Below are 24,737 nucleotides of genomic sequence, written 5' to 3'. Positions count from 1 at the left end.
GCCGCTATTCGGCCTTCAGATCCAGCTTTTCCAGCTGCTGCTGGGCGGCGGCGGCGACATCGGTCTTGGGCGCCACTTCAAGGACGCGGAGGAGATCCTTGCGCGCGGCATCCTTGTCGCCTTGCAACTGCCGCAGTTTGCCACGTTCCAGCAGCGCCTGCGGATAGTCCGGGGCGATTGCCAGGGCCCGGTCGAGATTGTCGCCGGCAAGGTCGAGCTCGCTCATCGAAATATAAGCCGAGGCGCGATAGGCATAGATATCGGGGCGCCCCGGCAGCAGATCCGCCGCCGCATTGAGGTCGTCGAGCGCTTCGAAATACATGCCGTTCTGCCCATAGAGCATCGCCCGGTCGATGAGCAATTCGCCATTCTTGGGCTGCAGCATCAGGCCCTGGTTGAGATCGTGGAGGGCGCGCTCCAACTTGCCGGCAAGGCCCCAGGCATAGGCGGCCTGGGCGAAGACTTCGGAGGCGATCGGCGCCTTCACCTGCGGCATGGTTTCGGCGATGCGTTCCAGCAGCACGCCGGCATCCTCATATTGGCCGAGGGCGATGAGGGCGCGGGCCTGGCAATGCTGGGCGGCGTCGGCCCCGCCCTGCTTTTCCCAGGCCACGGCGCTTTCCAGCGCCTCGGTCGCGTTCTGGTCGACCAGTACCATGCAGGCGGCATATTGCTGCTCGTTTTCGGCACTGGTCAGTTTTTCCTCAGCCGATGCCGCCAGCGGGATCACCACCTGCGGGATCGCCACCAGAAGCCCTGCCAAGAATACCGTCAATCGCATGGTCGATATTTCCGCCCTGCTTGATGTTTCCAGCCCGCTTGATGTTTCCATCGGGGCCCGTTAGGACCGTTTCATGAATTGCTGCCGGATTGATGGAACCGGTGCGAGGAATTTGCAAGTCTCATGACGGCAACAAATCTGCCGCAAACGGGATCGTGAGGTCGGAGAATGACGGTACCAGCGCGGCAAAGACCCCTCGATTCCGGCCATCTCTTCTGTTTCGGCCTGGGCTTTTCGGCCCTGCATCTGGCCGACAGGTTGCTGGCGCGGGGCTGGCGCGTGTCGGGCACCTGCCGCTCTGTTGAAAAGCAGCGTGCCCTCGCCGCGCAGGGGATCGAGGCGCATCTCTTCGATCGCGGCCGGCCGCTGGCGGATCTTTCTACGCTGCTCAGAGACGTAACCGATCTGGTGAGTTCGGTGCCGCCGGATGCCGCCGGCGATCCCGTGCTCGACCAGCATCGTGCTGAGATCGCCGCCGCCGTGCAGCACCTCGCCTGGATCGGCTATCTTTCGACCACCGGGGTTTATGGCGATTGCGGTGGCGCCTGGGTCGATGAATCGAGCCCGCTGCAGCCCAGCGGCGAGCGCGGCCGGCGGCGCCTTCATGCCGAACAGGCGTGGACTGCGCTGCCGCAGCCGGCGCATCTTTTCCGCCTCGCCGGCATTTATGGCCCCGGTTCCTCGGCACTCGACACGGTGCGCGATGGCCGCGCCCGCCGCGTGGTGAAACCGGGACAGGTCTTCAGCCGCATCCATGTGGCCGATATCGCCTCGGTGCTGGTGGCCTCGATGGCGCGGCCGCATCCCGGCACCGCCTATAATGTCTGCGACGACGATGCGGCCCCGCCCGCCGATGTTGTCACCTATGCCTGCGAATTGCTGGGGGTCGAACCACCACCCGTGGTGCCCTATGACCAGGCCGACCTCTCCCCCATGGCGCGCAGTTTCTATGACGACAACAAGCGCGTGCGCAACGACCGCATCAAGCAGGAACTGGGGTTTTCACTGGCTTTTCCGAGTTATCGCCTGGGCCTGAAAACGCTGTTCGACGCCGGGTTCTGAGAAGTTATTACGACACTTCCTCGATCGTCATGATCAGGCGCTCGATGTCCTGCTGGCGCGAGAGGCGATGATCGCCGTCTTTCACCAAAGTGACGGCGACATCCTCCGCCACCAGATGATCGGCCAGGCGCAGCGAAACACTGAACGGCACGTCCTGGTCGGCCTGGCCGTGAATGAGCCGCACCGGCCGGTCGATATGGATGGCGCCCTGCAACAGCAGATGCCGGCGACCGTCTTCGATGAGGGCGCGCGTGATGACATAGGGATCGTCGCTATAAGCGCTCGGCTCCTCGATGCGGCCTTCCTGCATCAGGCGCTGCTGCATGCCGGCATCCATCGTCTGCCACATCAGTTCCTCGGTGAAATCGGGCGCCGGGGCAAGGCCGATGAGGGCGTGAATGCGATCGGGCCGCGCCAGGCCGGCCAGCAGCATCAGCCAGCCGCCCATGGAGGAGCCGATGAGAATCTGCGGGCCTTGTGTCAATTGATCGAGCACGGCCAGTGCATCGTCGCGCCACGCGCCGATCGTGCCGTCGATGAATTTGCCGGAGGATTGACCGTGGCCGGAATAATCGAATCGCACAAAGGCGCGACCTGTTGCGGCGCAATAGGCGTCGAGCGCCATCGCCTTCGTGCCCGTCATGTCTGAGGCAAATCCGCCCAGAAAGATGATGCCGGGTGGTTGACGGCGCGAATTTATTCCATCGGCTTCATGGTCATTGGCAGCGAGATTGCGTCGGTGATAGGCAAGGTATCGGCCGCCCGGAAGGTGCAGTCTTTCGGCTTCGGCACGCATTGGCACCATCACGCGATCGTGGCTGGCCGCCCACCCACCCACTGCGCCAAGCGCTTGCAATCCGGCGGTGGGGCCTGATAATGGTTGCCGGAATTGTAATTCCCCCGCGCCCGGTGGGGTGACCTGTGGGGCAACCTGTGGGTTCTTGATGGACTGCATCAGCGAAGCTCTCCCCGGATAAGAGATGTCAATCGACACCGTTTCCGCGCCACCTCTTTACACCACTCCCGCCTTGGATCGAAAGGCACCAGCCGTCTTGCAACTGGTGCCGCATTTCGACGGCGGCGGCGCATCGCGCCTGGCGTTGGAGATCGGCGGCGCGGTCGTGGCGGCGGGCGGGCGCGCTTTCCTTGCCAGCGAATCGGCTTTGGTCTCGACGCATGAATTGCCGCGCATGGGCGTGAAAGCGGTCGAGATGAAGCTTGCCAGCCGCAACCCGGTCACGAATTTCAACGTCGCCCGCCGCGTCGCGCGCTTTGCCACCGAGAACAAGATCGACATCATCCACGCGCAGAGCGCCAGTCTGGCCGTCATCGGCCATGGCGCCGCCAAGAAGTCCGGTTGCCGCCTGGTCACGACTTTTCACGACGGGCCGGCCAATGTGCACAATCTGAGCAAGCGGAGCCTCGCGGCCTTCGCCGAATCGGACCTGGTCGTCACCCTGTCGCATGCGACCGCCGAGGAGATCGCCAAGGCGGTGCCGAGCCTCGGCAGCCGTTTGAGCGTGGTCCCTTATGGCATCGACCTCACCCGCTTCGACCCCACCCAGGTGACGGCGCCGCGCGTGGTGCAGCTGGCCAATCAGTGGCGCGTGCCGGACGATCTGCCGGTCATTATGGCGCCGGCCGCGTTCGAGCGCGGCAAGGGCCAGTCACTGCTGCTGGAAGCCCTGGCCCTCATCCGCGATCTCGATCTGCGCTGCATCATCGTCGGGCCCGAGACTGACGGCGGCGCCTATCGCGCGCAGCTGGAGAAGGAAATCGTGCAACACCAGCTGCAGGACCGCGTGCTGATGGCCGAAGAAGTGAAGGACATGGCGGCGGCCCTGATGCTGGCCGACCTCATCGTCGCCCCCTATCTGGAACCGGCCACCTATAACCGCGTCATCATCGAGGCCCAGGCCCTGGGGCGGCCGGTGGTGGCCAGCGACTTCCCCAACGCCCGCGAAGTACTGGAAGGCAGCTCGATGGCCTGGCTGACCCCGCCGGGCGATGCCATGGCGCTGGGCTGGGCCATCCGCGATGCCCTGTCCCTGCCCCTCGACGAGCGCGAGGCACGCACCGGCCAGGTCATCGACAATCTGCGCCAGCGTGCCGACCGCCTGGTCATGACCGACAACATGCTGGCCCTTTACGGCCATCTCGTCAGCGCCGACCAGGCTGCCTGAGCAAATATCCTGGCTGAGCAAATATCCTGGCTGAGCAAATATCCTGGCTGAGCAAATATCCTGGCTGAGCAAATATCCTGGCTGAGCAAATATCCCTAGCCGAGTTTTGGCGCCACGCGGGCCCGCATGAAGGCAAGGTATTCGGCTTCCGATGTCTCGCGCCGGGCCGCGACCAGCGGCTTGATATCCTCGGTGGCGACATAGCGCAGCTGGTTCGTGCCGTCCGTGGCGGCGGTGAAGATGACCTCGGCCACTTCCGCGCTGGTGGCATTGGCGCGCGACGCGCGAAGGCCCGCAAAGACCGCATTGCTGGCCGCCACGAAAGGCGCATAGTCGGGAATGCTATGGGCGCCCGCCGCTTCCGCACCGCTGCGCTGGCCGAAGGCGGTGCTGGTGACGCCGCCCGGCTCGACGATCTTCACGCCGATGCCAAGACCTGAGAGCTCATAGGAAAGCGCCTCGGAAAAGCCCTCCAGGGCGAATTTCGACGCGCAATAGAGCGAGATCATCGGCAAGGCAAAAACGCCGGCACCCGAGCTGATATTGACGATGGTCCCCGACCGGTTGGCGCGGAAATGCGGCAGCAAAGCGCGGGTCACGTCCATCAGCCCGAAGAGATTGACCTCGAACTGTTCCAGCACCTTCTCCCGCGACGTTTCCTCGAACACCCCGAACAGGCCGAAACCGGCGTTGTTCACCAGCACGTCGATGCGCCCGAACCGGGCAAGTCCGGCGGCCATTGCCGCTTCGATGCTGGCCGGATCCTGGACGTCGAGCCGGGTCACCAGCACGTTGGGAAGGTTGGCGAGGCCAGCCTCCGCTTCCGGCCGGCGCATGGTGGCGATGACGTTCCAGCCGCGGCTGGCAAAGAGGCGTGCCGTCGCCTCGCCGAAGCCGGTCGAGCAGCCGGTAATGAGAATCGTCTGGGTCATGAGGAGCTCCTTGGTTGAGGCTGCCTATATGACCGCTGCAGATTGATGTGATAATCTGCGCAATATTGCATGCAATCATGCAAATTGTAGAACAATAGCGGATTGCCGAATGAGCCTCGCCCTCAATGAACTCCATGCCCTGGCGGCGGTGGCGGCCCATCGCAGCTTTCGCGCCGCGGCCGCGGAACTCAATGTCTCCCCCTCCTCGCTCAGCCATGCCGTGGCGAGCCTGGAACGGCGCCTCGGCGTCCGCATCTTCAACCGCACCACGCGCAGCGTCGCGCTGACCGAGGCGGGGGCGAGTTTCCTCGCCCGCATCCAGCCGGCACTGCGCGAGATCGAACATGCGGTGGAGAGCGTGAACAGGTTCCGCGACACACCGGCGGGCCTGCTGCGCCTCAACGGGTCGGAAGGGGCGGCCGAACGCGTGCTGCCGATCGTGCTCGACTTCATGGCGACCTATCCCGACATGCGCGTCGACTTGGTGAGCGAGGGTCGCATGGTCGACATCGTCGCCGCCGGCTTCGATGCCGGCCTGCGCCTCGCCGAATCGGTGCCGCAGGAGATGGTGTCGCTGCCGCTGGGCACAGAGGAGGAATTCGCCGTCCTGGGCACGCCCGGTTATTTCGCGGCGCGCGGCGCGCCGAAGGTGCCGGCGGATCTTTTCGGCCATGAATGTATCCGCGCGCGTATGCCGAGCGGCGCCATCCATCGCTGGGAATTCGAACGCCAGGGCGAGGAGATCCGCATCGATCCGCCGGGGCGGCTCACCCTCGGCAGCCATGGGCTCAGCCTCGGCGCGGCACGGGGTGGGGCGGGCCTCGCTTATGTCACGCTGAAATCAGCGGCAGCGGATCTGGCCGCGGGCAAGCTAAGGCGCGTACTTGCCGACTGGACGCCGCCCTTTGCCGGCATCTGCCTCTATTACCCGCAGCAGCGCTTGCCCTCGGCGGGCCTGCGCGCCTTCATCGCCCACTTCCAGGCAGCGCGTCAGAAATCGAGATCGGCGTAATGGGGCGGCGGCTGGGTCCCGGGCCAGGTATCGGCGAGGATCTGGCGGAAGCTGGGGCGGGATTTGACCCGCGCATACCATTCGGCGGCTTCGCGGTGCTGGTCCCAGGCGACGTCGCCCAGATAGTCGATGGCCGAGATCTGCGCCGCCGCGGCGATGTCGGCAAGGCTGAAATCCTCGCCCGCCAGCCAGTTGCGGCGATCAGCCAGCCAGGAGATGTAGTCGAGATGGATTCGGATATTGGCCTTGCCGGCGCGGATGGCGCCTGAATCCGGCCCGCCCTGGCCAAGGAGCCGCTTCACCATCTTTTCATAGAGCAGGTTCTGCGTGACCTCGCGCTCGAATTTGCCGTCGAACCAGCCGACCAGGCGCCGGACCTCGGCCCGCACGACCGGCGAACGGCCGAGCAAAGGCGTTTCGGCATAGCATTCTTCGAGATATTCGCCGATGGCATAGGCGCCGGCGATGACGGCCCCGTTTTCCTCGACCAGGACCGGCGTCTCACCAGCAGGATTAAGAGCAAGCAGGCCTTCGCGGCGCTCCCACGGCTTTTCCGCGACGGCGTCGAAATCGAGCTTCTTCTCGCGCAAGTGAATGCGCACGCGGCGCGATTGCGGCTGAAGCGAAAAATGGTGCAGCGAGCGCATCTTGTCTCCGAATCGGCGGCGGAGACTATCACTGGCATCGGCCCTCGGCTAGGCTTGGGATAAGCGATATTTCCGTGATTCCGACACCAGGGGGAAGAGATCAAATGCGCGCCGCATTCTATGAAAAACTGGGCTCCGCCCGCGATGTTCTGCAGGTGGGGACCCTGCCCGATCCCAGCCCCATGGCCGGCGAGGTGCGGGTCAAGATCGCTGCTTCCGGCGTCAACCCGTCGGATGTGAAGATGCGCACCGGCACCGGCAGCGCCGCCAGCCAGTTTCCTCGCATCGTGCCGCATAGCGATGGCGCCGGCATCATCGACCAGGTCGGCGCGGGCGTGCCGCAAGCGCGCATCGGCGAGCGGGTCTGGGTGTGGAACGCGCGCTGGAACCGGCCCTTCGGCACAGCGGCGGAATTCGTGACGCTGCCGGCCGAGCAGGCGGTGAAGCTGCCGGACGGTACGGATTTTGCCGCCGGCGCCTGCTTCGGCATTCCGGCCCTCACCGCCTGGCAGGGGGTCGAGACAGATGGCGGCGTGCAGCAAGGCGATTGGGTGCTGGTCAATGGCGGCGCCGGTGCCGTCGGCCATTACGCGGTGCAGATGGCGGCCCGGAAGGGCGCCCGCGTCATCGCCACGGTAAGTTCCGCCGCCAAGGCCGCCCATGCCCGCGCCGCCGGGGCCGAGATCGTCGTCGACCGCAAGCAGGAGGATGTCGCAGCGCGCATCAGGCATGTGACCCATGGCAAGTGTGTGGCGCGTGCGATCGAGGTCGATTTTTCCGGCAATATCGAGTGGCTGCCATCGGTCATGGCCGATTACGGCCTCATCGCCATCTACGGTTCCAGCCAGCGCGAAGGGATGGTGCAGTTCGGCCCGTCGATCCTCAGCAATATCGGCTACCGTTTCTTCATCGTTTATAACCAGCCGCCGGCCCTGCGGGCGCGCGCCATCGCCGATCTCACCCATCTGTTGCAGGAAGGCCGTTTGAAGCACAGCATTGCTGCGACCTTTCCGCTCAGCGACATCGCCGCCGCGCATGAGGCCGTCGAAAATGGCAGGATGATGGGAAACATCGTGGTGACGCCATGAAGTACGACCGTAAATCCCTGGCCGGCCTGATCGCCCCTTTCCGCGTCGACAGCGGCAAGGGCTTTCACCTGAAGGATTTCGCGACGGCACCCGCTGCCGGTGCCGCGGACAAGAACGCGAATGAGGAATTGCTGCGCGAGTGCAGCAAGGAACTCAACAGCCTGCAGGAACGGCTGCATGCCGAGGGGCGCTGGTCGCTGCTCGTCATCCTCCAGGGCATGGATGCCTCCGGCAAGGACGGGGCCATCAAGAACGTGATGTCCGGCGTCGATCCGCAAGGTGTCGACGTGACCTCGTTCAAAGCGCCCGCCGGTGTCGAGGTCGAGCATGATTTCCTGTGGCGCTGCAGCCTTGCCACGCCGCGGCGCGGCCGCATCGGCATCTTCAACCGCTCCTATTACGAAGAGGTGGTGGCGGTGCGCGTCTATCCGCATTTCCTTGAGGGGCAACGCCTGCCGGCCGCCGTGGTCGGCAAGAACATCTGGGACGAGCGCCTGGGCGACATCGCCAATTACGAAAGCTATCTGGCGCGCAACGGCATCGTCTTGCGCAAGATCTTCCTCAACATCTCGCCGGCGGAGCAGAAGCGGCGCCTTCTGGCCCGCATCGAGGACCCCGACAAGATCTGGAAATTCTCGCCCGACGATCTGCGCGACCGGCAGCGCTGGCCGGACTTCATGAATGCCTATGAGGAGGCCGTCCGGGCCACGGCCAGCAAGTCGGCGCCCTGGTTCATCGTGCCGGCCGACGACAAGCCGTTCGCGCGCCTTGCCGTCGCGCGCATCGTCATCGAGGCGCTCGAAGAACTCAATCTCGCCTTCCCCACCGTCGGGCCCGAGAAGGCGCAGGCCGCACAGGAGGCCGCGGCGCGGTTGGCCGCCGAAAGCGAACTAGGAAATAACTCCTCAAAAAAGACGGCCGAATACACGGGGCCGGAGAGGCGCAAGAACAAGCGTTAATATTACTTCCACCAGATATTCGAGAATTCCGTTTAATTAACTACAACCACTGGAATCTTTAATGAGTCCATGGTTAACTTCCGGCCTTGTTGGGGGCAGCAACGAGACCGAACACCATGGACATGGATATTCTGCGCGCAACCCTGGTTGCGCATCGCCGCTGGCTTCGCCAGGAGCGCGGCGGCAAGCGCGGCGATCTCTCTCTGGTCGTGCTGCAGAATTTCGGCCTGCCGGGCGTGGTCTTGACCCGGGCCAAGCTGACCGGCGTCCAGATCATCAATTCCGACCTCAATGACGCCAAGCTGGACGAGGTCGATTTCTTTGCCGCCAACCTCGCCGGCAGCACCTTGCTGCGGGCCGATTGCCGCGGTTCGGATTTCCGCGGCGCACATCTGCAGGGGACCGATTTCAGCGAGGCGTTGCTGACCGGCGCCGATTTCCGCGACGGGTCGTTGATGGTCAATATCGGCGGCCATACCAAGCCCGCCGAACGCACCAGCGCCGTCACCGCCCAGGACGGCACCGGCATGACGCGCGCCAATCTGGAAGGCGCCAAGCTCCATGCCTCGGTCGTGCGCAAGGCCGATCTTTCCGGTGCCATCCTGCGCAACGCCGATCTCAGCCAGGCCGATTTTTCCGGCTCGTCGCTCAAGGATGCCGATTTGCGCGGCGCCAACATGCAGGGCTGCAACCTCAGCGGTGCCTTCCTCAATCGTGCTGCGATCGAGGGCGCCAAGCTGGACGGCGCCATCCTCAAGGACGCCAATATTCACGGGGTCGAAATCGAGAAGGCCTCCTATACCAATCTCGATCTATCCGAAGCCATCGCCGTCGATGATTCGGTCGAAGCGGCGCTCAAGATCGGCGATCTGGTGCTGGCCCATGAGCAGTGGGTAGAGAGCTCCGGCGCCATCGGCACGCGCGCCGATTTTTCCGGCATGGATCTTTCCGGCGTCGATTTCACCGGACGCAATCTGTCCGCCGCGCTCTTCGTGCATACGCGCCTGCGATCGACGAAGTTTGTCAAGGCGATCCTGGACCTCACCGATTTCAGCCATGCCGACCTCACCGGTGCCGACATGTCGCGAGCCGACCTCAGGGGCGCCAATCTGTCCGAGGCGATTCTGCGTCGGACCAATTTCAGCGGCGCCGATCTGAAGATGCAGACGGCGCATCTTCCCAACGGCATGACGCGCGAATTTCCCGTCACGCTGCGCGGCTGCCGTTTCGGCGAAACGAATTTCACCGGCGTCGAATGCGATCGGCTGAAAACCAGCGGCACCCAGCCCGCCGGCATCATCGCAGAGGATCACTTCAAGGCCCTGTTCGCTGCTATCGCTTGATGGATCGGTGATCCGGCGCCGATACTGGGCCGTAAAGCTCGCATGCCTTTAGTGGAGCAGCATGAGCGGCCGGACAGACAACGCGTTGCAGAGCAGAACCTGGTCCTGGACTTTCAAAAATCCACCGGCAGCCATGTGGCCGCTGCTGGCCGACACGGCACGGTTCAATGAGGCAGCCAGGCTGCCGCGCCACAAGATCACGGAAATTCCACAAGGCGACGGCAGCGTCGCCTATTACGGCGACGCAAAGGTGGGACCCTTCGCCATCAAATGGCAAGAGCGGCCGGTCAATTGGGTTGCCGAGCAGTTCTTTGAGCATATCCGCGATTTTTCCAGCGGGCCGCTTCGCCTGCTGGGCGCGCATCTCGCCTTGCGACCCGATCCGGCGAGCGGCGGTTCCATCGGCACCTATACGCTGACTGCCGCACCGCGTAACTGGATCGGCCGGCTGTTGCTGGCGACGAAATTCTTCTCCGCAACCGCCGACACCTTCGGCCGCATGGTGGCGGAAGCGGATCGCTTCGCCGGTGGGGAGACGCCGACCATCTTCACCTATGCGGCGCCTGAGATCACGGCCGAGACGACGGCAAAGGTGGCACGGCTGGTGGCGGAGATCGAAGCGACGCCGAATGGCCATGGCCTGGCGCAGCGCCTCGCCGATCACGTCCTGCGCGCGCAGGAGGTCGATCTGTGGCATGTCCGCCCGATCGGCCTGGCGCGCCTGTGGCAGGTGCCGGAACGGCATGTGATCGAGCTCTGCCTGCAGGCCGTGAAGGCCGGCCTTCTCGAATTGCGCTGGGACCTTCTGTGCCCGCGCTGCCGTGTCGCCAAGGCCTGGGTGGGCGGTCTCGACCGTCTGCCGACGGGTGCACATTGTTCATCCTGCAACATCGATTACGACCGCGACTTCTCGAAGAATGTCGAAGCGAGCTTCCGCCCGGCGGCCGGCATCCGCCCGCTGGAATCCGGCGAATATTGCATGTGGGGACCGATGTCGGTGCCGCATGTGCGGGCACAGATCCACCTCGCTCCCGGCGAAACGCGCGAGCTGCCCGGCAGCCTTGGTGCCGGTCCCTATCGCCTGCGCACGTTGGAACCGGGTCCCTCCGTCGATATCGTGCATGACGGCAGCAATTTTCCGGCCCTCGTCATCGAGGATGACGCCGTCATTGCCGGCGCGGCGCCGGCTGAAGGGCACTTGCGCTTCACCAATCACAGCAGGCAAGCGCGCATCGCGGTGATCGAGAGCCGGCATTGGGTGGCCGATTGCCTGACGGCCGATCGCATCACGGCGCTGCAGGCCTTCCGCGATCTCTTCTCCGACGACGTGCTGCGCCCGGGTGACGAGGTGTCGGTGGGTCGCGTCGCCCTGCTCTTCTCCGACCTCCGCGCGTCGACGGCACTCTACCAGCAGATCGGCGATGCCAGCGCCTATCATCTGGTGCGCGATCATTTCGCCTTCATGGCCGACATCATCCGCAGCCATGACGGCGCCGTGGTGAAGACCATCGGCGATGCGGTGATGGCGGCGTTCGCGCGACCGCAGGACGCCGTCGCCGCGGCACTCGCCATCCAGCACCGTATTGCCGCCAACGCTGCCGCCAGCGGACGGCCCATCGTCATCAAGCTGGGACTGCATCAGGGACCCAGCATCGCCGTGACGCTCAACGACCGGCTCGATTATTTCGGGTCCACCGTCAACATGGCAGCACGCCTGCAGGGGCAGAGCCTTGGCGGCGATATCGTGCTGTCGCAGGAAATGCGCGACGATCCGGCCGTGGCGCCGGCCCTGGCGGGATTCGCGATCAGCGCGGAACGCGCGACGCTGAAGGGCTTTGACCAGCCGCTCACCTTCTACCGGGTGACGCCCTAGCTACCGTTTTTTAACCATAACTATGTGTCGTTCGGCGCTATCTTCTTGACTTCGTGGGTCTTTTTAGCCCATGAGGATTTATGACCGCGACCCAAGCCCAGCCGGACAAGGACGCCGCCCGGCGCTACCGCGAACTTTGCGCGCGCGCTGCCGGCTCCAACGTCAATGAGATCTCGCTGCTGGCGACCGACTATCTCAATCACATCAACGAAGTCATCATGCTGCTGGAGATCGTTCCGGACGCGCCGGAATGTCTCGAGGATTGCAAGGCCTGGCAGCCGCTGGAATATACCGAGCATTTCAAGAATTCAGGCATCGCCGACAAGGATCTGGCAATCGAGGCCTATCCCTATTCGCCGCCGCAATACAAGCAGCCCTTCGACCAGCTGGTGCGCGAGATGAACCGGCTCATCGCCATTTCCATCAAGCGGCTGGAACTGGTGCTGGCCGAGGGCAATGAGGATCAGGCTCGCCACGTCGCCGCGCGCGCCTCGCAGAACCTGCAGGACCTCATCGGCCAAGCCTCGGCCATCATCCATGGCGATAATCACGTCATCGACCAGAAGCAGATCGACGCGCTGATGGATCTTTAGACGCCGGGTTGAAGGGGGCCTCATCTGGGACCAGATGAGTCGCGGTTGCCCGCACCAAGTGCGGGCATGACGGAAGGACGAGAAACCATGCGTCATCCCTTGATAATCGCCGTGTTTGTTTTCATCGTCCTCACGGTCGAAGCCCACGCCCAGCAGCTTCCCTTCAAGGTCTCGACCCTTGCCGACGGACTGGAGCACCCTTGGTCCATGGCACTTATGCCGGATGGCAAAATGCTGGTGACTGAACGGCCCGGGCGCCTGCACCTGATCGATCCGGCAAGCGGTCAGGTGAAAAGCGTCGGCGGCATGCCGGAAGTGCGCGCAGAAAGCGAGGCCGGCGCCCTTGGCCTAGCGCTCGATCCCGATTTTGCCAGCAATGGTCGCCTTTATCTCTGCTATTCGACCGGCTGGACGCTTGCACCGGCCAACCGCCTCTCCGCCTTCGTCCTGAAAGGCAACAAGCTATCGGGCGAGCAGATCCTGCTCGACGACCTGCCGGGGGCCAAGTGGCACAATGGCTGCCGCGTGGCGATCTCGCCCGACGGTCATCTCTTCGCCAGCCTCGGCGATGCGACCGCAGCCGATGGCGCGCAGGATGTGGCACAGAGGCGCGGCAAGATCTTTCGTCTCAATCGCGACGGCGGCGTGCCGACCGACAATCCCTTCCCCGGATCGCCGGTCTGGAGCTTCGGCCACCGCAATCCGCAGGGCCTCGCCTTCCGCCCTGCGGATGGTGCGCTGTGGTCGACCGAACATGGGCCCGACACCCAGGACGAGCTCAACCGCATCGAGAAGGGCGGCAATTACGGCTGGCCGCTCTGCCGCGGCACCGATGAATGCGGCAAGCTTACCGACTATCATCCGGCCATTGCCGAATTCGAGCATGACCGCACCATCGCCATCTCGGATCTGATCTTCTACCAGGGCGATGCGTTTCCCCAATGGAAAGGCGATATCCTCTTCGTCAGCCTGAAGACCGGGCGGCTCTATCGCCTCAAACTCGACGGCGACAAGGTGGCCAAGACCGAAATCCTGCTCGACGACGAATTCGGCCGCCTGCGCGACATTGCGGAAGCATCCGACGGCAGCCTCTATCTCGCCACCGACAATGGCGAGGATCAGATCCTGCATGTGACGCCGCGGTGAGGCCTTAACCCTGCACAGTTTCTGGACTTCCGCGCCCGGCCTCTGCTACTTTGACAAAAATGCTGCACTGCGAAAGGCTCGCAAGCCAAACTGGGGCTGGCGTGGGCAGGGCGGGAACGGTTGGAGGAAGCTATCGTGGCGGATTTTCCGAAGAAGTCGCTGGCCGACTGGCAGAAGCTCGCATCCCAGGAGCTGAAGGGCGCGGACCCCCAGACCCTCAACCGTGAAACGCCGGAGGGCATAAGGCTCAAGGCGCTTTACACCGAAGCCGATCTCGAGGGGCTGGAAGTCGTGGGCACGCTGCCCGGTTTCGCCCCCTATACGCGCGGTCCCCGCGCCACCATGTATGCCAACCGCCCCTGGACCATCCGCCAATATGCCGGCTTTTCGACGGCGGAGGATTCCAATGCCTTTTACCGCGAGAATTTGAAGCGCGGGCAGATGGGTCTTTCGGTGGCCTTCGATCTTGCCACGCATCGCGGCTATGACAGCGACCATCCACGCGTCATGGGCGATGTGGGGAAAGCCGGCGTCGCCATCGATTCCGTCGAGGACATGAAGATCCTGTTCGACGGCATCCCCCTGGACAAGATGTCGGTCAGCATGACCATGAACGGCGCGGTACTGCCCGTTCTGGCGGCCTTCATCGTCGCCGGCGAGGAGCAGGGCGTGCCAGCGGCGAAGCTGTCGGGCACCATCCAGAACGACATCCTCAAGGAGTTCATGGTCCGCAACACCTATATCTACCCGCCGGCCCCGTCGATGCGGATCGTCGCCGACATCATCGAATACACGGCGCAGAACATGCCGAAATTCAATTCGATCTCGATCAGCGGCTATCACATGCAGGAAGCCGGCGCCAATGCCGTGCAGGAACTGGCCTTCACTTTGGCCGACGGCCTCGAATATGTGCGCGCGGCCTTGTCGAAGGGATTGAAGGTCGACGAATTCGCGCCGCGCCTTTCCTTCTTCTTTGCCATCGGCATGAACTTCTTCATGGAGATCGCCAAGCTCCGCGCCGCGCGTTATCTGTGGGCGAAGCTGATGCAGCAGTTCAACCCGCAAGACCCGCAGAGCTCGGCCCTGCGCACGCATTGCCAGACGTCGGGTGTCTCGCTGCAGGAGCAGGATCCCTATAACAACGTGATCCGCACGACGATCGAAGCGATGGCAGCGGTCCTTGGTGGTACGCAATCGCTGCACACCAATGCGCTGGATGAAGCCATCGCTTTGCCCACGCCCTTCTCGGCTCATATCGCACGCAACACGCAGCTGGTTATTCAGGAGGAAAGCGGCATTCCGGCCGTCGTCGATCCGCTGGGCGGCAGCTATTATGTCGAAGCGCTGACCGCGAGCCTGGTGGCACATGCCGAGAAGCTGATCGCCGAGGTCGAATCCCTCGGCGGCATGACCAAGGCGGTGGAAAGCGGCATGCCGAAACTGCGCATCGAAGAGGCTGCAGCGAAGCGTCAGGCGCGCGTCGATCGGGGCGAGGACATCATCGTCGGCGTCAACAAATACCAGGCAAGAGAGCAGACGCAGGTCGACGTGCTCGACATCGACAACAGCAAGGTGCGCCTGTCGCAGATCGAGCGCTTGAACGCGATGAAGGCCAAGCGCGACGGCGCCAAGGTGACAGTGACGCTGGATGCCTTGCGCAAGGCCGCCAAGGATGGCAGCGGCAATCTGCTGGGCTTGAGCGTCGAGGCGATGCGCGCCCGCGCCAGCGTCGGCGAGGTTTCCTCGGCGCTTGAGGACGTCTATAGCCGCCACAAGGCTGAGATCCGCTCCATCGCCGGCGTCTATGGCGCCGCTTATCGCGACGATCCGGATTTCGCCGCCATCCAGGGGCGCGTCAAGGAATTCGCCGCCGCCGAAGGCCGCCGCCCGCGCATGCTGGTGGTGAAGCTCGGCCAGGACGGCCACGACCGCGGCGCCAAGATCATCGCCACCGCCTTTGCCGATCTCGGCTTCGACGTCGATGTGGGGCCGCTGTTCCAGATTCCCGAGGAGGCCGCACGCCAGGCGATCGAGAACGACGTCCATGTGATCGGCGTCTCATCCCAGGCCGCCGGCCACAAGACGCTGGTGCCGCAGCTCATCAAGGCATTGAAGGACCAGGGCGCCGAAGATATTCGCGTCATCTGCGGCGGTGTCATTCCGGCCCAGGATTATCCGATGCTGCGCGAGGCGGGTGTCGCCGCCATTTTCGGCCCCGGCACCAACATCCCCAAGGCTGCGGCCGAAATCATCGGACTGCTGCAGAAGCCCGGCAGCAAAGCGGCCTGATCCACCGCCCGCCTGATCCATCGCCACTGCGTGCAGGCTTCTTACGGGCTTGTCACGCCAGGGCATGGTCGGGGCATTTGCACCTGTCCGAACAATGGCTTAGACTCCGCACTTCATTTCCTGCCTGAACTACGGGTTGGGGCTGGCGCACGTTCGCCGCCTAGATACAGCGTGGCAGGCAGGTCAAGACGCGACAGGGGTTGATGATGGGCAAAGGGGACCAGGAATCGGGAACGGCGCGCGGCCTGTTGAAGGCTGCCGCGGGAAGTGACCCGAACACCCGCCATCATCGCCGCGCCGTTATTCTCGGTGCCTTCCTGACGCTGGCCTGGTTCGGCGCCTATGGCTGGCATGTGGCCGATGCCGTGGGGCTCGACAATCTGCAGGATCTGATGCCGGCCGAGCTGGCGCAGATCATCATCGCCCTGGTTTCGCCGGCGGTCTTCGTCTGGGTCGTCATCGGTTATGTCATGCGCGGGCGCGACCTCGAACGGCAGACGGCGCTGCTGGCCCAGCAGCTCAACATGCTGACCTATCCCAATCCGCAGGCCGAGCAGCGCGTCGCCACCGTGGCCGATGCGATCCGCCGCCAGACCATCGAATTGAAGGCCGCGACCGAGGATGCGGCGGCGGCCCTCGCGCAGATCGAGAATCGCTTCCAGCACCAGCGCGGCGACCTCGACCATGCGGCCGAAGCAGCGCGCGCCGAAACCCGTGCCGTCGAAGCGCAGCTTTCGACCCAGCGCCAATTGCTGGCCGAGATGCAGGCGACCCTGGCCGAGCAGAAAGCCGCCCTGAAGAAGGCCGGTGAATTGGAATCCGATGCCTTGCGCGATGTCGCGGCCGATTCCGCCGAGCGCGTCGTCGCGGCCTTCGAAGAACGGCGCCAGGAGATCACGGCCATCCTCGACCGTGTACTCGATCACGGCTCCAGCGTGCGCGATGCGGTCGAGCGCCAGGCAGAGATCCTCGCCGACAGCGCCGAGAAGGCAACCCTGGGTCTCAAGAACGAACTTACCGCCATTGGCCGCCGTCTCGATGAGGCCGGCGAATCCGCGCGTCGCGAGGGCCGCGCCCTCTCCGAAGCGGGCGATCAGCAACTGGCGGCCATCAGCGACATCGTCTCCCGCGCCGCGCGCGAGTTCAACCAACAGCTCGACAATCTCAACCGCGGCACGGCGGATGCGATCGAGGCCGGCAAACGCAACACGGCGGAAGCCGAAGGCGCCTTGCGCCAGGTCGTGGTCGAGATCACCGCCCAGGCCGGTCGCCATGCCAATGACGTAGCGCAGGCCCTGGCGCTGCAATTGCAGGGGATCAACGCCGCCAAGGCGCAAGCGATCGATGCCGGCGAGGAATTGCAGGCAGCCCTCACGGCGCAGGCAGCGCGCCTGGCCGAACGCACCACCGATGCCTTCGCCCTGATGCGGGGCGAGATCGCCGGCGAGATTTCGACCCTGCGCGAGGCGGAAGAGAAGGCGAGCGCGCGCTACCGCGAGCTTGACCGCAACATGTCGGCGCATCTTGCCGCCCTCGACCGCAGCTTTGAAACAGCGGGTTCGGCACTGGAAACCCGTTCCGCCGCCGAGCAGGCCAGCATCGCCGCCGCGACGGAGGCCACCGAAACGCGCATCAACGCCGTCCTCGCCGCCATCGAACGGCAGAGCCGCGACATGCACGACCAGGCCGAAGCCAGCGCCGAGCGCTTCGCCAATACGCTGCGCCGTCATCACGAGCTGGTATCCGCCACCGCCACGGCGACAGTGGGCGAAGTCATGCGCAAGACCGCCGAAATCCAGCGCCAGATGCGCGAGGAGGGCGATCTGTCGGTCGCCGCCGCGAAGACCCTGGCCGAGGATTTCGTGACCTCGCTCACGCGCATCGGCGACATCGTCACCGAAAGTTCGACCCGCGCCCGCAGCGACAATGCGCTTCTCGAGGAAACCACGCGCCAGCAGGCGGAGCGCTTGACGACCGCCGCCTTGTCCGCCGCCGAGCAGTTCCGCCAGTCGCTCGACCGCATGTCGGGCGACACCGCCGCCATGATCCGCGCCCTGATGGACAAGATCAGCGAACAGAACCAGGCGGTGAAGACGGCCCTGCGCACCGAGGCCGGCGATTTCCAGGACGCCACGGGTCGGGTCGGCGAGCAGATCGGTCAGCGTTTTGCCGAGATGCTGAAATCGATCGAGGCCGTGGCCGCCACCACCAGCAGCGAAACCGAAGGCCTCGTTGCCAAGGTCGACGCGCAAGGCCAGCGCCTGACGCTGGCAGCCGACGTCGCCGCCCAGCGCCTCAAGCAGCATATCGATACCGAGACGGCGCGGATCGCCGAACTGAGTGCCGCCAACGAATTGCGCCAGGCGACGATTGCCAAGGCGATCGAGGGTGCAACCGGCGAGCTCGACAACGCGGCCGAGAACCATGCCGAGCGCTTCGCGGCCTTGCTGAAGCGGCAGGAGGAACGGCTCATCGTCCTCAATGACGCGCAGGATGCGGCGAGCCGCCGCCTCGGCCAGACCATCGAATCCCAAGGGCATCTCCTGGAACAGGCCGCCGATCGCGCGGCCGAGCGCCTGGCCCAGCGCCTGCGCGAAAACGAATCCGCCGTCAGCGCCGGCATCGCGGCATTGGTGGCCGAAACAAAGGCGCTCGATGCGACCGTGGCGGCCCAGCGCGACCGCCTGGTCGAAGCGGGCAGCGAGGCCAGCACCAGGATCCGCGGCGAACTCGACACCCACGCCGCGAGCCTCAACGAGATGGCGGCCCAGCTTGCCGCCAATGTGGCGCTGCTCAGCACCGCGGTCGATGCCGAAGGCATTGCGCTCACACGCAGCCTGCAGGCGGCCGGCGACAAGGCGCTAAGCGAGCTTCGTGCCGAGACGGAACGCCAGCAGGCGGCGATGGGTACCCACGCCGAGGCCGTAAGCGCACGGCTGCGCGCCAACGAGACCGCCATCACCGCCAATGTGAACGAGGTGCTGGAACGGGCCGCCGCCCTCGATACCGCCATCGCCGCCCAACGCGCGCGCCTCGCCGAAGCAGGCAACGCCGCCAGCGAACAGATCCGCGCCGAGCTTGATGCCCATGCCGCGAGCCTCAACGAGATGGCGGGCGGATTGGCGGCGAAGGTCGCGGCCCTCTCGGCCACGATCGGCAGCGAGAGCAGCAGCCTTGGCAGCAATTTCCAGAATGCGAGCGAACAGGCGCTCGCCCGCATGCGCGAGGCTTTTGCCGCCCAAGAGGGCGAAGTCAATCGGCTGACCGAAGCCTTAGGGGGCAAGGTCTCGACCCTCGGCGAGACGGTCAAAAGTGAAAGCCTGGTCCTCGCCGATGCCATCCAGAGCGCCGGCGACGGTGCCGTGGCAAGGCTGAAAGGTGAGATCGAGCGGCAGATTTCCGGCATGGAAGGCCTCACTGCGACCCTCATCACCCGCACCACTGCGCTCGACGGCACGATCCTCAGCCAGCGCGATCATCTGGTGGAATCCGCCGCCGCTGCCGCCGAAGGCTTCCGCGACATCCTGCGCCGCCAGGCCGATGAATTTGTGGCCGCCGCCGAAGCGGTCGCCAGCCGCTCGGCAGCGCTTGAAGGTGTGACCCATGCCCAGCGCGACGAGTTGATTGCCGCCTCGAAGCATGCCGCCGAACATTTCGCGAGCGCCTTGCGCCTGCAGGCGCAGGAGATCGCCGCGGCCACCGCCGCCGCTGTGCAGCAGACGGAAGGGTTAGGCGCCGCGGCCCGCGTCCAGGCCGAAAATCTTGCCGCCATGATGGCCGAGAGCACGCGGCGTTTTGAAATCGTCACCGCCGAACATGGCCATCGGTTGGGCGATGCGGGCGAGAAGGCGGGTGACACCGTGCGCGCGCGCCTCGCGGAACAATATGCCGAGATCGACCGCCGCTTCACCGCCATCGTGGCCACCAGCGACAAGCTCCATGCCAGCGCCGACGAGCAGGCCGTGACCCTGGGCAAGGCCGCCGAGCAGGCGGCGCAGGTGGCCATCGCCATGCGCGACGCCCTGGCCGACCAGGCCAAACAGGTCAATATCTCGGGGCTCGAAATCAACGAGCGCGCGCTGGAAGCCGGCCGCGTCATGCAGCGGCAAGCCAGCGATCTCTCCGACGCGCTGCAGGCCATCGTGCAGAAGAATGCCGCCAATCTGAAAGCCGCCACCGAACAGGCCGGCATGCAGGCGATCGAATTGGGCCAGACCCTGATGCGCCAGAATGACGATCTCACCGCGGCGCTGGCGCGCACCCAGGCCGCCACCACCGAGATCCGCAGCGCGCTGCAGGCGCAGATCGAGGAATTGTCGGCGGTGACGCAGAAGGTCGAGGTCGAGGCGCGGGTCATCGGTACCGTCTTCCGCACCGAGGCTGACACCCTGCGCGAGGCGGCCGAGAAAGCCTCCGGCACCGCCGGCGATCTGCAGCAGCGGATGCGCGACGGGCTTTCGGCCCTGGAAGGTGTCGCCAATTCGGCGCTCGAGAAAGCCGCCTTGCTGCACCAGGACGTGGCGCGGCAGAGCGAGCTGGTGAAACAATCGACCGAAGAAGGCGGCAAGCGCACGGCGGAACTGGCCGGCCTTTATGAGGGCCATGCGCGGCAATTGTCGCAGGCCTCGGAAATGGCACGCGACAAGCTGGAGCAGATGGGCAAGTCGCTGGCCGCCCAGGCGGAAATTCTCTCCACCATCACCGACCAGGCCGTCGGTCGCCAGCAGCAGCTCAACGTGACTCTGGGGCAGCGCGTCGAGCAGTTGGCGGCGGTCGGCAAGGAAGGCCAGCATCAGCTCTCCACGCTCAATATCTCGGCGCAGAATCTGGGCGAGTTCCTGCGCGCGACGACGTCGGAGAGCACGCGCCAGGCCAAGGAAACCATCCAGCTGTTCCGCGACGGCGCCGAAGCCCTGTCGCAGGTGACCAAGAAGGCGGCGCAGCAGGTGAGCGGCGTCAAGGCAGCGGTTGCCGAGCAGATCACCGAGCTTTCCGACCTTTCCGTCAAGGTCCATGACATGGCCGAACAGGTGCGCGCGCAGCTCCGTGCCCAGGCCAAGGAGTTTTCCGACGCGGCGCTTGCGGCCAAGGCCAGCGCCGAAGGAGCGCGAGGCGATGCACAGCAGGCCAGCGAGATCCTGAACCGCCAGGTAGAATCCCTGGCCCAGGCGGCAGCCCGCATGAACCAGCATCTCGCGGGCCTCGGCACCGATATCGACAAGCGCATCGAATCGATGAGCCGGGCCGCCGAAACGGCCGCCGGCCGTGTCGGTGCCATCGGGCAGAGTTTCGAGCGGCAGGCCGAAGGCTTCGGCCGCGCCCTGGATCTTGCGCAGGCAAAAGCCGCGGAACTGGGCGAAGCTTTCCGCGGGCAGAGCCTGGAACTGGCCAAGACCTCGCAGATCGCGCTCGAGCGCATCGACAAGCTCCGCGAGACGCAGAACAATTCGACCCGCGACAGCTTCCTGCGGGCGGCCTCGGTGATGATCGAAGAGCTGAACAGCTTGGCCCTCGACATCCATTCGCTGCTCGACAACGAGATTCCGGAGGATATCTGGAAGCGCTACCGCGAGGGCGACCGCTCGGTCTTCGCGCGGCGCCTGTTCCGCAACAAGGATTCCTACGTCATTCCGGCGATCGAGCAGCGCTACAGCCGCGATGAACGTTTCCACGACATCGTCGACCGGTACATGAAGAAGTTCGAGGACCTGCTCACCCAGTCCGCGAAGGCGGACCCCGAGGCGGTGCTCAACGCCGCCATCGTCACGGCCGATGTCGGCAAGCTCTATCTCGTGATGGCAAAAAGCCTGGGACGCACGCTGGAGAATTGAGCCCTGGGGAAATGAGCTCTGGGGAAATCGGGGCCAGGGCTCACTTCGCCCCTTCTATCTCGGCATAGGTCAGCACCATGTTGACGGTCTCGTCATCGTCGGAGAGAGGCAGGAGCAGGCCTTCCTGGCCTTTGAGATAGCCCGATTTGCTGAGATAGTCCGACCAGTCATAGAGGGGCCGGCGTTCGGTAATGACGATGTCGTAATTCTTCAGCGTTTCTTCCAGGCTGAGCCCGATGCCGCATTCCTCGACCGTGCGTCCGGTCGGGTTGTAGCCGCGGAAACTGACGTCGAGTTCGCCCACCAGCCGATAGACCAGGCGCCGGGGATTGTGATGCACGTCGACCAGCTGAATCTGCGCCAGCCACGGCTTCATCTCGACCGGGTCGATATCGCGCCGCGACGGCATCCGGCGGCCGGCGCGTTTCCCGTCCCAATAGCGATAGATGGCCAGGGTACCGGGCCGGCAGCGCTCTGCCATCAGCGTCATATCGGTCGTGCGGGGATACATGGCTTCTCTCATAAACCGGCCACGAAAAGGGGGCAATGCGCCCGAAGTATGAGGGGGGATGCATTTCCGAGGGGGCATCTCGTTCGCAAAAGTCATTTGCTTACCGCCCCCGATCCGGGATCATAGGCCCAAGCAAACGGAGTTATTGCCCGATGGCACAACAATTTCCGGCCGGCAGCTTCCTGGCCCATATCGACGCCACCCTTTCCACCATCCGGGCGGAGGGATTCTGGAAAGCTGAACGCGTCATCGCGACACCACAGGGCGCCGATATCGCCCTTGCCAATGGCCAGCATGTGCTCAATTTCTGCGCCAACAATTACTTAGGCCTTGCCGATGACACGCGCCTCATTGGCGCCGCCAGGAAGGCCTTTGGCGACCACGGCTTCGGCATGGCGTCGGTGCGCTTCATCTGCGGGACCCAGGATATCCACAAGCAGCTCGAAGCCGATATCGCCCGCTTCCTCGGCACCGAGGACGCGATCCTCTATTCATCCTGCTTCGATGCCAATGGCGGCCTGTTCGAGACCGTGCTGGGCGAGGAGGATGCCGTTATTTCCGACGCGCTCAATCATGCCTCGATCATCGACGGCATCCGGCTCTGCAAGGCCAAGCGCTTTCGCTATGCCAACAACGATCTCGCCGATCTTGAAGCCAAACTGAAGGAAGCGGACGCGGCCGGTGCTCGTTTCAAGCTCATCGCCACCGATGGCGTCTTTTCCATGGACGGCATCATCGCCGACCTCAAGGGCATCGCGGATCTCGCCCAGCGCTACAATGCGCAGGTCATGGTCGATGACAGCCATGCGGTGGGCTTCGTCGGCAGCCATGGGCGTGGTGCTGCCGAACACAATGGCGTGCAGGCAAGGATCGACCTCTTCACCGGCACCTTCGGCAAGGCGCTGGGCGGGGCATCCGGCGGCTATATCGCGGGCAGGAAACCGGTCATCGACCTACTGCGCCAGCGCTCGCGGCCCTATCTCTTTTCCAATTCACTGATGCCGGCGATCGTCGCCGCGACCAGCGCCTGTCTCTCACTCATCGACAGCGCCGAAGGACAAGACCTCCGCGCACGCCTCAGCGAGAACGGCCGGCATTTCCGCGCCGCGATGACCGCGCTGGGCTTCAGGCTGGTGCCAGGCGAACATCCGATCATCCCGGTCATGCTGGGCGATGCCAAGCTTGCCACCGCCATGGCCGACGCGCTGCTGGTTGAGGGCATCTATGTGATCGGCTTCTCCTATCCCGTGGTACCCAAGGGCCAGGCGCGCATCCGCACCCAGATGTCCGCCGCCCATTCGCGCGCCGATATCGACCGCGCCGTCGCTGCTTTCGCCAAGGTCGGCAAGCAGCTTGGCGCGATTTGAGGAAGAAACAGATGAAAGCCCTGGTCAAAGAGAAAGCCGGTCCCGGCCTCATCCTCACCGAGGTACCCAAGCCCGAGGTCGGGCATAACGACGTCCTCATCCGCATCAGGAAGACGGCGATCTGCGGCACCGACATTCATATCTGGAAGTGGGATGAATGGGCGGCAAAGACCGTGCCGGTGGGCATGCATGTGGGCCATGAATATGTGGGCGAGATCGTCGCCATGGGCCAGGAGGTGCGCGGCTTTGCCATCGGCGACCGCGTGTCCGGCGAAGGACATGTGACCTGCGGCTATTGCCGCAACTGCCGCGCCGGGCGGCGGCATCTCTGCCGCAACACCTTCGGCATCGGCGTCAACCGGCCGGGCGCCTTTGCCGAGTTTCTGGCGCTGCCCGCGGTCAATGCCTTCAAGATCCCCGACAATATCAGCGACGATCTGGCGGCGATCTTCGACCCTTACGGCAACGCCACGCATACGGCCTTGTCGTTCAACCTGGTGGGCGAGGATGTGCTCATTACCGGCGCCGGTCCCATTGGCATCATGGCGGTGGCGATCGCCAAGCATGTGGGTGCGCGCCATGTCGTTATCACCGATGTCAACGATTACCGGCTGGATCTGGCGCATCAGATGGGCGCCACCCGCGCCGTCAATGTGACCAAGGAAAAGCTTGCCGACGTGATGGCCGAGCTCGGCATGGTCGAGGGATTCGATGTGGGCCTTGAAATGTCCGGCGTACCCACGGCCTTCAATACCATGCTCGACGTCATGAACCATGGCGGCAAGGTGGCCTTGCTCGGCATTCCGCCCGGCAACACGGCGATCGACTGGAACAACGTCATCTTCAAGGGGCTGGAGATCAAGGGCATCTATGGCCGCGAGATGTTCGAGACCTGGTACAAGATGGTGGCGATGCTGCAATCGGGCCTTAACCTCAACCCCATCCTCACGCACCAATTCGCGCTCAAGGATTATGTGACCGGCTTCGAGACGATGCTGTCCGGCCAGTCCGGCAAGGTGATCCTCAATTGGCCCTAAGAAAAAGCCCCGCCTGAATTGGCGGGGCCAGAAGTTTCACGACTTGAGGTCACGGCTGCAAAAGCAATGTCGGGACTTAGGGG

At 64.4% G+C, this 24,737-nt stretch carries 18 protein-coding genes; 13 read left to right on the top strand and 5 right to left on the bottom strand.

Annotated features, from left to right (window positions below; genetic code table 11):
* Positions 1 to 4: 4 nt before the first annotated feature.
* Positions 5 to 781 (bottom strand): hypothetical protein, encoded by a 777-nt coding sequence (locus ACE3OA_RS18980; RefSeq protein ID WP_374313687.1) that lies wholly within the window; start codon positions 779 to 781, stop codon positions 5 to 7.
* 168 nt (positions 782 to 949) lie between these two features.
* Here ACE3OA_RS18980 and ACE3OA_RS18975 point away from each other — a divergent pair, with 168 nt between their 5' ends.
* Positions 950 to 1,843 carry an SDR family oxidoreductase gene (locus ACE3OA_RS18975; RefSeq protein WP_374313685.1) on the top strand — a complete coding sequence of 298 codons (894 nt, stop codon included), beginning with the start codon at positions 950 to 952 and terminating at the stop codon, positions 1,841 to 1,843.
* Positions 1,844 to 1,850: 7 nt separating this feature from the next.
* Here ACE3OA_RS18975 and ACE3OA_RS18970 read toward each other — a convergent pair whose 3' ends face one another.
* The gene (locus ACE3OA_RS18970; protein ID WP_374313683.1) at positions 1,851 to 2,639 is read right to left on the bottom strand and encodes an alpha/beta hydrolase; all 789 of its coding nucleotides are present in this window, start codon (positions 2,637 to 2,639) and stop codon (positions 1,851 to 1,853) included.
* Between the two features lie 184 nt (positions 2,640 to 2,823).
* On the opposite strand from ACE3OA_RS18970, the gene ACE3OA_RS18965 reads away from it, so the two are divergent.
* Positions 2,824 to 4,026, top strand: coding sequence for a glycosyltransferase (locus ACE3OA_RS18965; protein WP_374313681.1), 1,203 nt, complete (start codon positions 2,824 to 2,826; stop codon positions 4,024 to 4,026).
* A gap of 95 nt (positions 4,027 to 4,121) precedes the next feature.
* On the opposite strand, the gene ACE3OA_RS18960 is transcribed toward ACE3OA_RS18965, so the two are convergent.
* On the bottom strand, positions 4,122 to 4,958 hold the full coding sequence (locus ACE3OA_RS18960; RefSeq protein ID WP_374313678.1) for an SDR family oxidoreductase: 837 nt from the start codon (positions 4,956 to 4,958) through the stop codon (positions 4,122 to 4,124).
* Between the two features lie 109 nt (positions 4,959 to 5,067).
* On the opposite strand from ACE3OA_RS18960, the gene ACE3OA_RS18955 reads away from it, so the two are divergent.
* On the top strand, positions 5,068 to 5,970 hold the full coding sequence (locus ACE3OA_RS18955; RefSeq protein ID WP_374313676.1) for a LysR family transcriptional regulator: 903 nt from the start codon (positions 5,068 to 5,070) through the stop codon (positions 5,968 to 5,970).
* Here ACE3OA_RS18955 and ACE3OA_RS18950 read toward each other — a convergent pair.
* Positions 5,949 to 6,617: a glutathione S-transferase family protein gene (locus ACE3OA_RS18950; protein WP_374313673.1), complete on the bottom strand. Its 669-nt coding sequence runs from the start codon at positions 6,615 to 6,617 to the stop codon at positions 5,949 to 5,951. The two genes, ACE3OA_RS18955 and ACE3OA_RS18950, sit on opposite strands and share 22 nt — an antisense overlap.
* 104 nt (positions 6,618 to 6,721) lie before the next feature.
* Here ACE3OA_RS18950 and ACE3OA_RS18945 point away from each other — a divergent pair, with 104 nt between their 5' ends.
* From ACE3OA_RS18945 to ACE3OA_RS18910, 8 genes are all read left to right on the top strand, one after another.
* Positions 6,722 to 7,705, top strand: coding sequence for an NADPH:quinone reductase (locus ACE3OA_RS18945; protein ID WP_374313671.1), 984 nt, complete (start codon positions 6,722 to 6,724; stop codon positions 7,703 to 7,705).
* The gene (locus tag ACE3OA_RS18940; RefSeq protein WP_374313669.1) at positions 7,702 to 8,664 is read left to right on the top strand and encodes a polyphosphate kinase 2 family protein; all 963 of its coding nucleotides are present in this window, start codon (positions 7,702 to 7,704) and stop codon (positions 8,662 to 8,664) included. Before ACE3OA_RS18945 ends, ACE3OA_RS18940 begins: the two co-directional genes overlap by 4 nt.
* Positions 8,665 to 8,780: 116 nt before the next feature.
* Complete coding sequence (locus ACE3OA_RS18935) at positions 8,781 to 10,007, top strand: pentapeptide repeat-containing protein (RefSeq protein WP_374313667.1); 1,227 nt, start codon at positions 8,781 to 8,783, stop codon at positions 10,005 to 10,007.
* Between the two features lie 61 nt (positions 10,008 to 10,068).
* A complete protein-coding gene (locus ACE3OA_RS18930; protein ID WP_374313665.1) occupies positions 10,069 to 11,880 on the top strand; it encodes an adenylate/guanylate cyclase domain-containing protein in 1,812 nt (603 codons plus the stop codon).
* Positions 11,881 to 11,960: 80 nt separating this feature from the next.
* Complete coding sequence (locus ACE3OA_RS18925) at positions 11,961 to 12,473, top strand: hypothetical protein (protein ID WP_374313663.1); 513 nt, start codon at positions 11,961 to 11,963, stop codon at positions 12,471 to 12,473.
* Between the two features lie 87 nt (positions 12,474 to 12,560).
* Positions 12,561 to 13,619, top strand: a complete 1,059-nt coding sequence (locus ACE3OA_RS18920; protein WP_374313661.1) for a sorbosone dehydrogenase family protein — start codon at positions 12,561 to 12,563, stop codon at positions 13,617 to 13,619.
* 135 nt (positions 13,620 to 13,754) lie between these two features.
* Positions 13,755 to 15,908 carry a methylmalonyl-CoA mutase gene (scpA, locus tag ACE3OA_RS18915; RefSeq protein WP_374313659.1) on the top strand — a complete coding sequence of 718 codons (2,154 nt, stop codon included), beginning with the start codon at positions 13,755 to 13,757 and terminating at the stop codon, positions 15,906 to 15,908.
* 203 nt (positions 15,909 to 16,111) lie between these two features.
* Entirely contained in the window at positions 16,112 to 21,739 is a 5,628-nt protein-coding gene (locus ACE3OA_RS18910; RefSeq protein ID WP_374313657.1) for a hypothetical protein, read from the top strand.
* Between the two features lie 40 nt (positions 21,740 to 21,779).
* Here the strand turns inward: ACE3OA_RS18910 and ACE3OA_RS18905 are convergent, their stop codons facing one another.
* The gene (locus tag ACE3OA_RS18905) at positions 21,780 to 22,250 is read right to left on the bottom strand and encodes a PAS domain-containing protein (protein ID WP_374313655.1); all 471 of its coding nucleotides are present in this window, start codon (positions 22,248 to 22,250) and stop codon (positions 21,780 to 21,782) included.
* 152 nt (positions 22,251 to 22,402) lie between these two features.
* On the opposite strand from ACE3OA_RS18905, the gene ACE3OA_RS18900 reads away from it, so the two are divergent.
* Together ACE3OA_RS18900 and tdh are read left to right on the top strand one after the other, a co-directional pair.
* Complete coding sequence (locus ACE3OA_RS18900; protein WP_374313653.1) at positions 22,403 to 23,617, top strand: glycine C-acetyltransferase; 1,215 nt, start codon at positions 22,403 to 22,405, stop codon at positions 23,615 to 23,617.
* An 11-nt stretch (positions 23,618 to 23,628) separates the two neighbouring features.
* Positions 23,629 to 24,654, top strand: coding sequence for an L-threonine 3-dehydrogenase (gene tdh, locus ACE3OA_RS18895; protein WP_374313651.1), 1,026 nt, complete (start codon positions 23,629 to 23,631; stop codon positions 24,652 to 24,654).
* The last annotated feature ends 83 nt before the right edge of the window (positions 24,655 to 24,737 follow it).

The organism is Dongia sp., from assembly GCF_041906375.1.
GTDB lineage: Bacteria > Pseudomonadota > Alphaproteobacteria > Dongiales > Dongiaceae > Dongia.
This window is presented reverse-complemented; position numbering and strand designations above follow the sequence as displayed.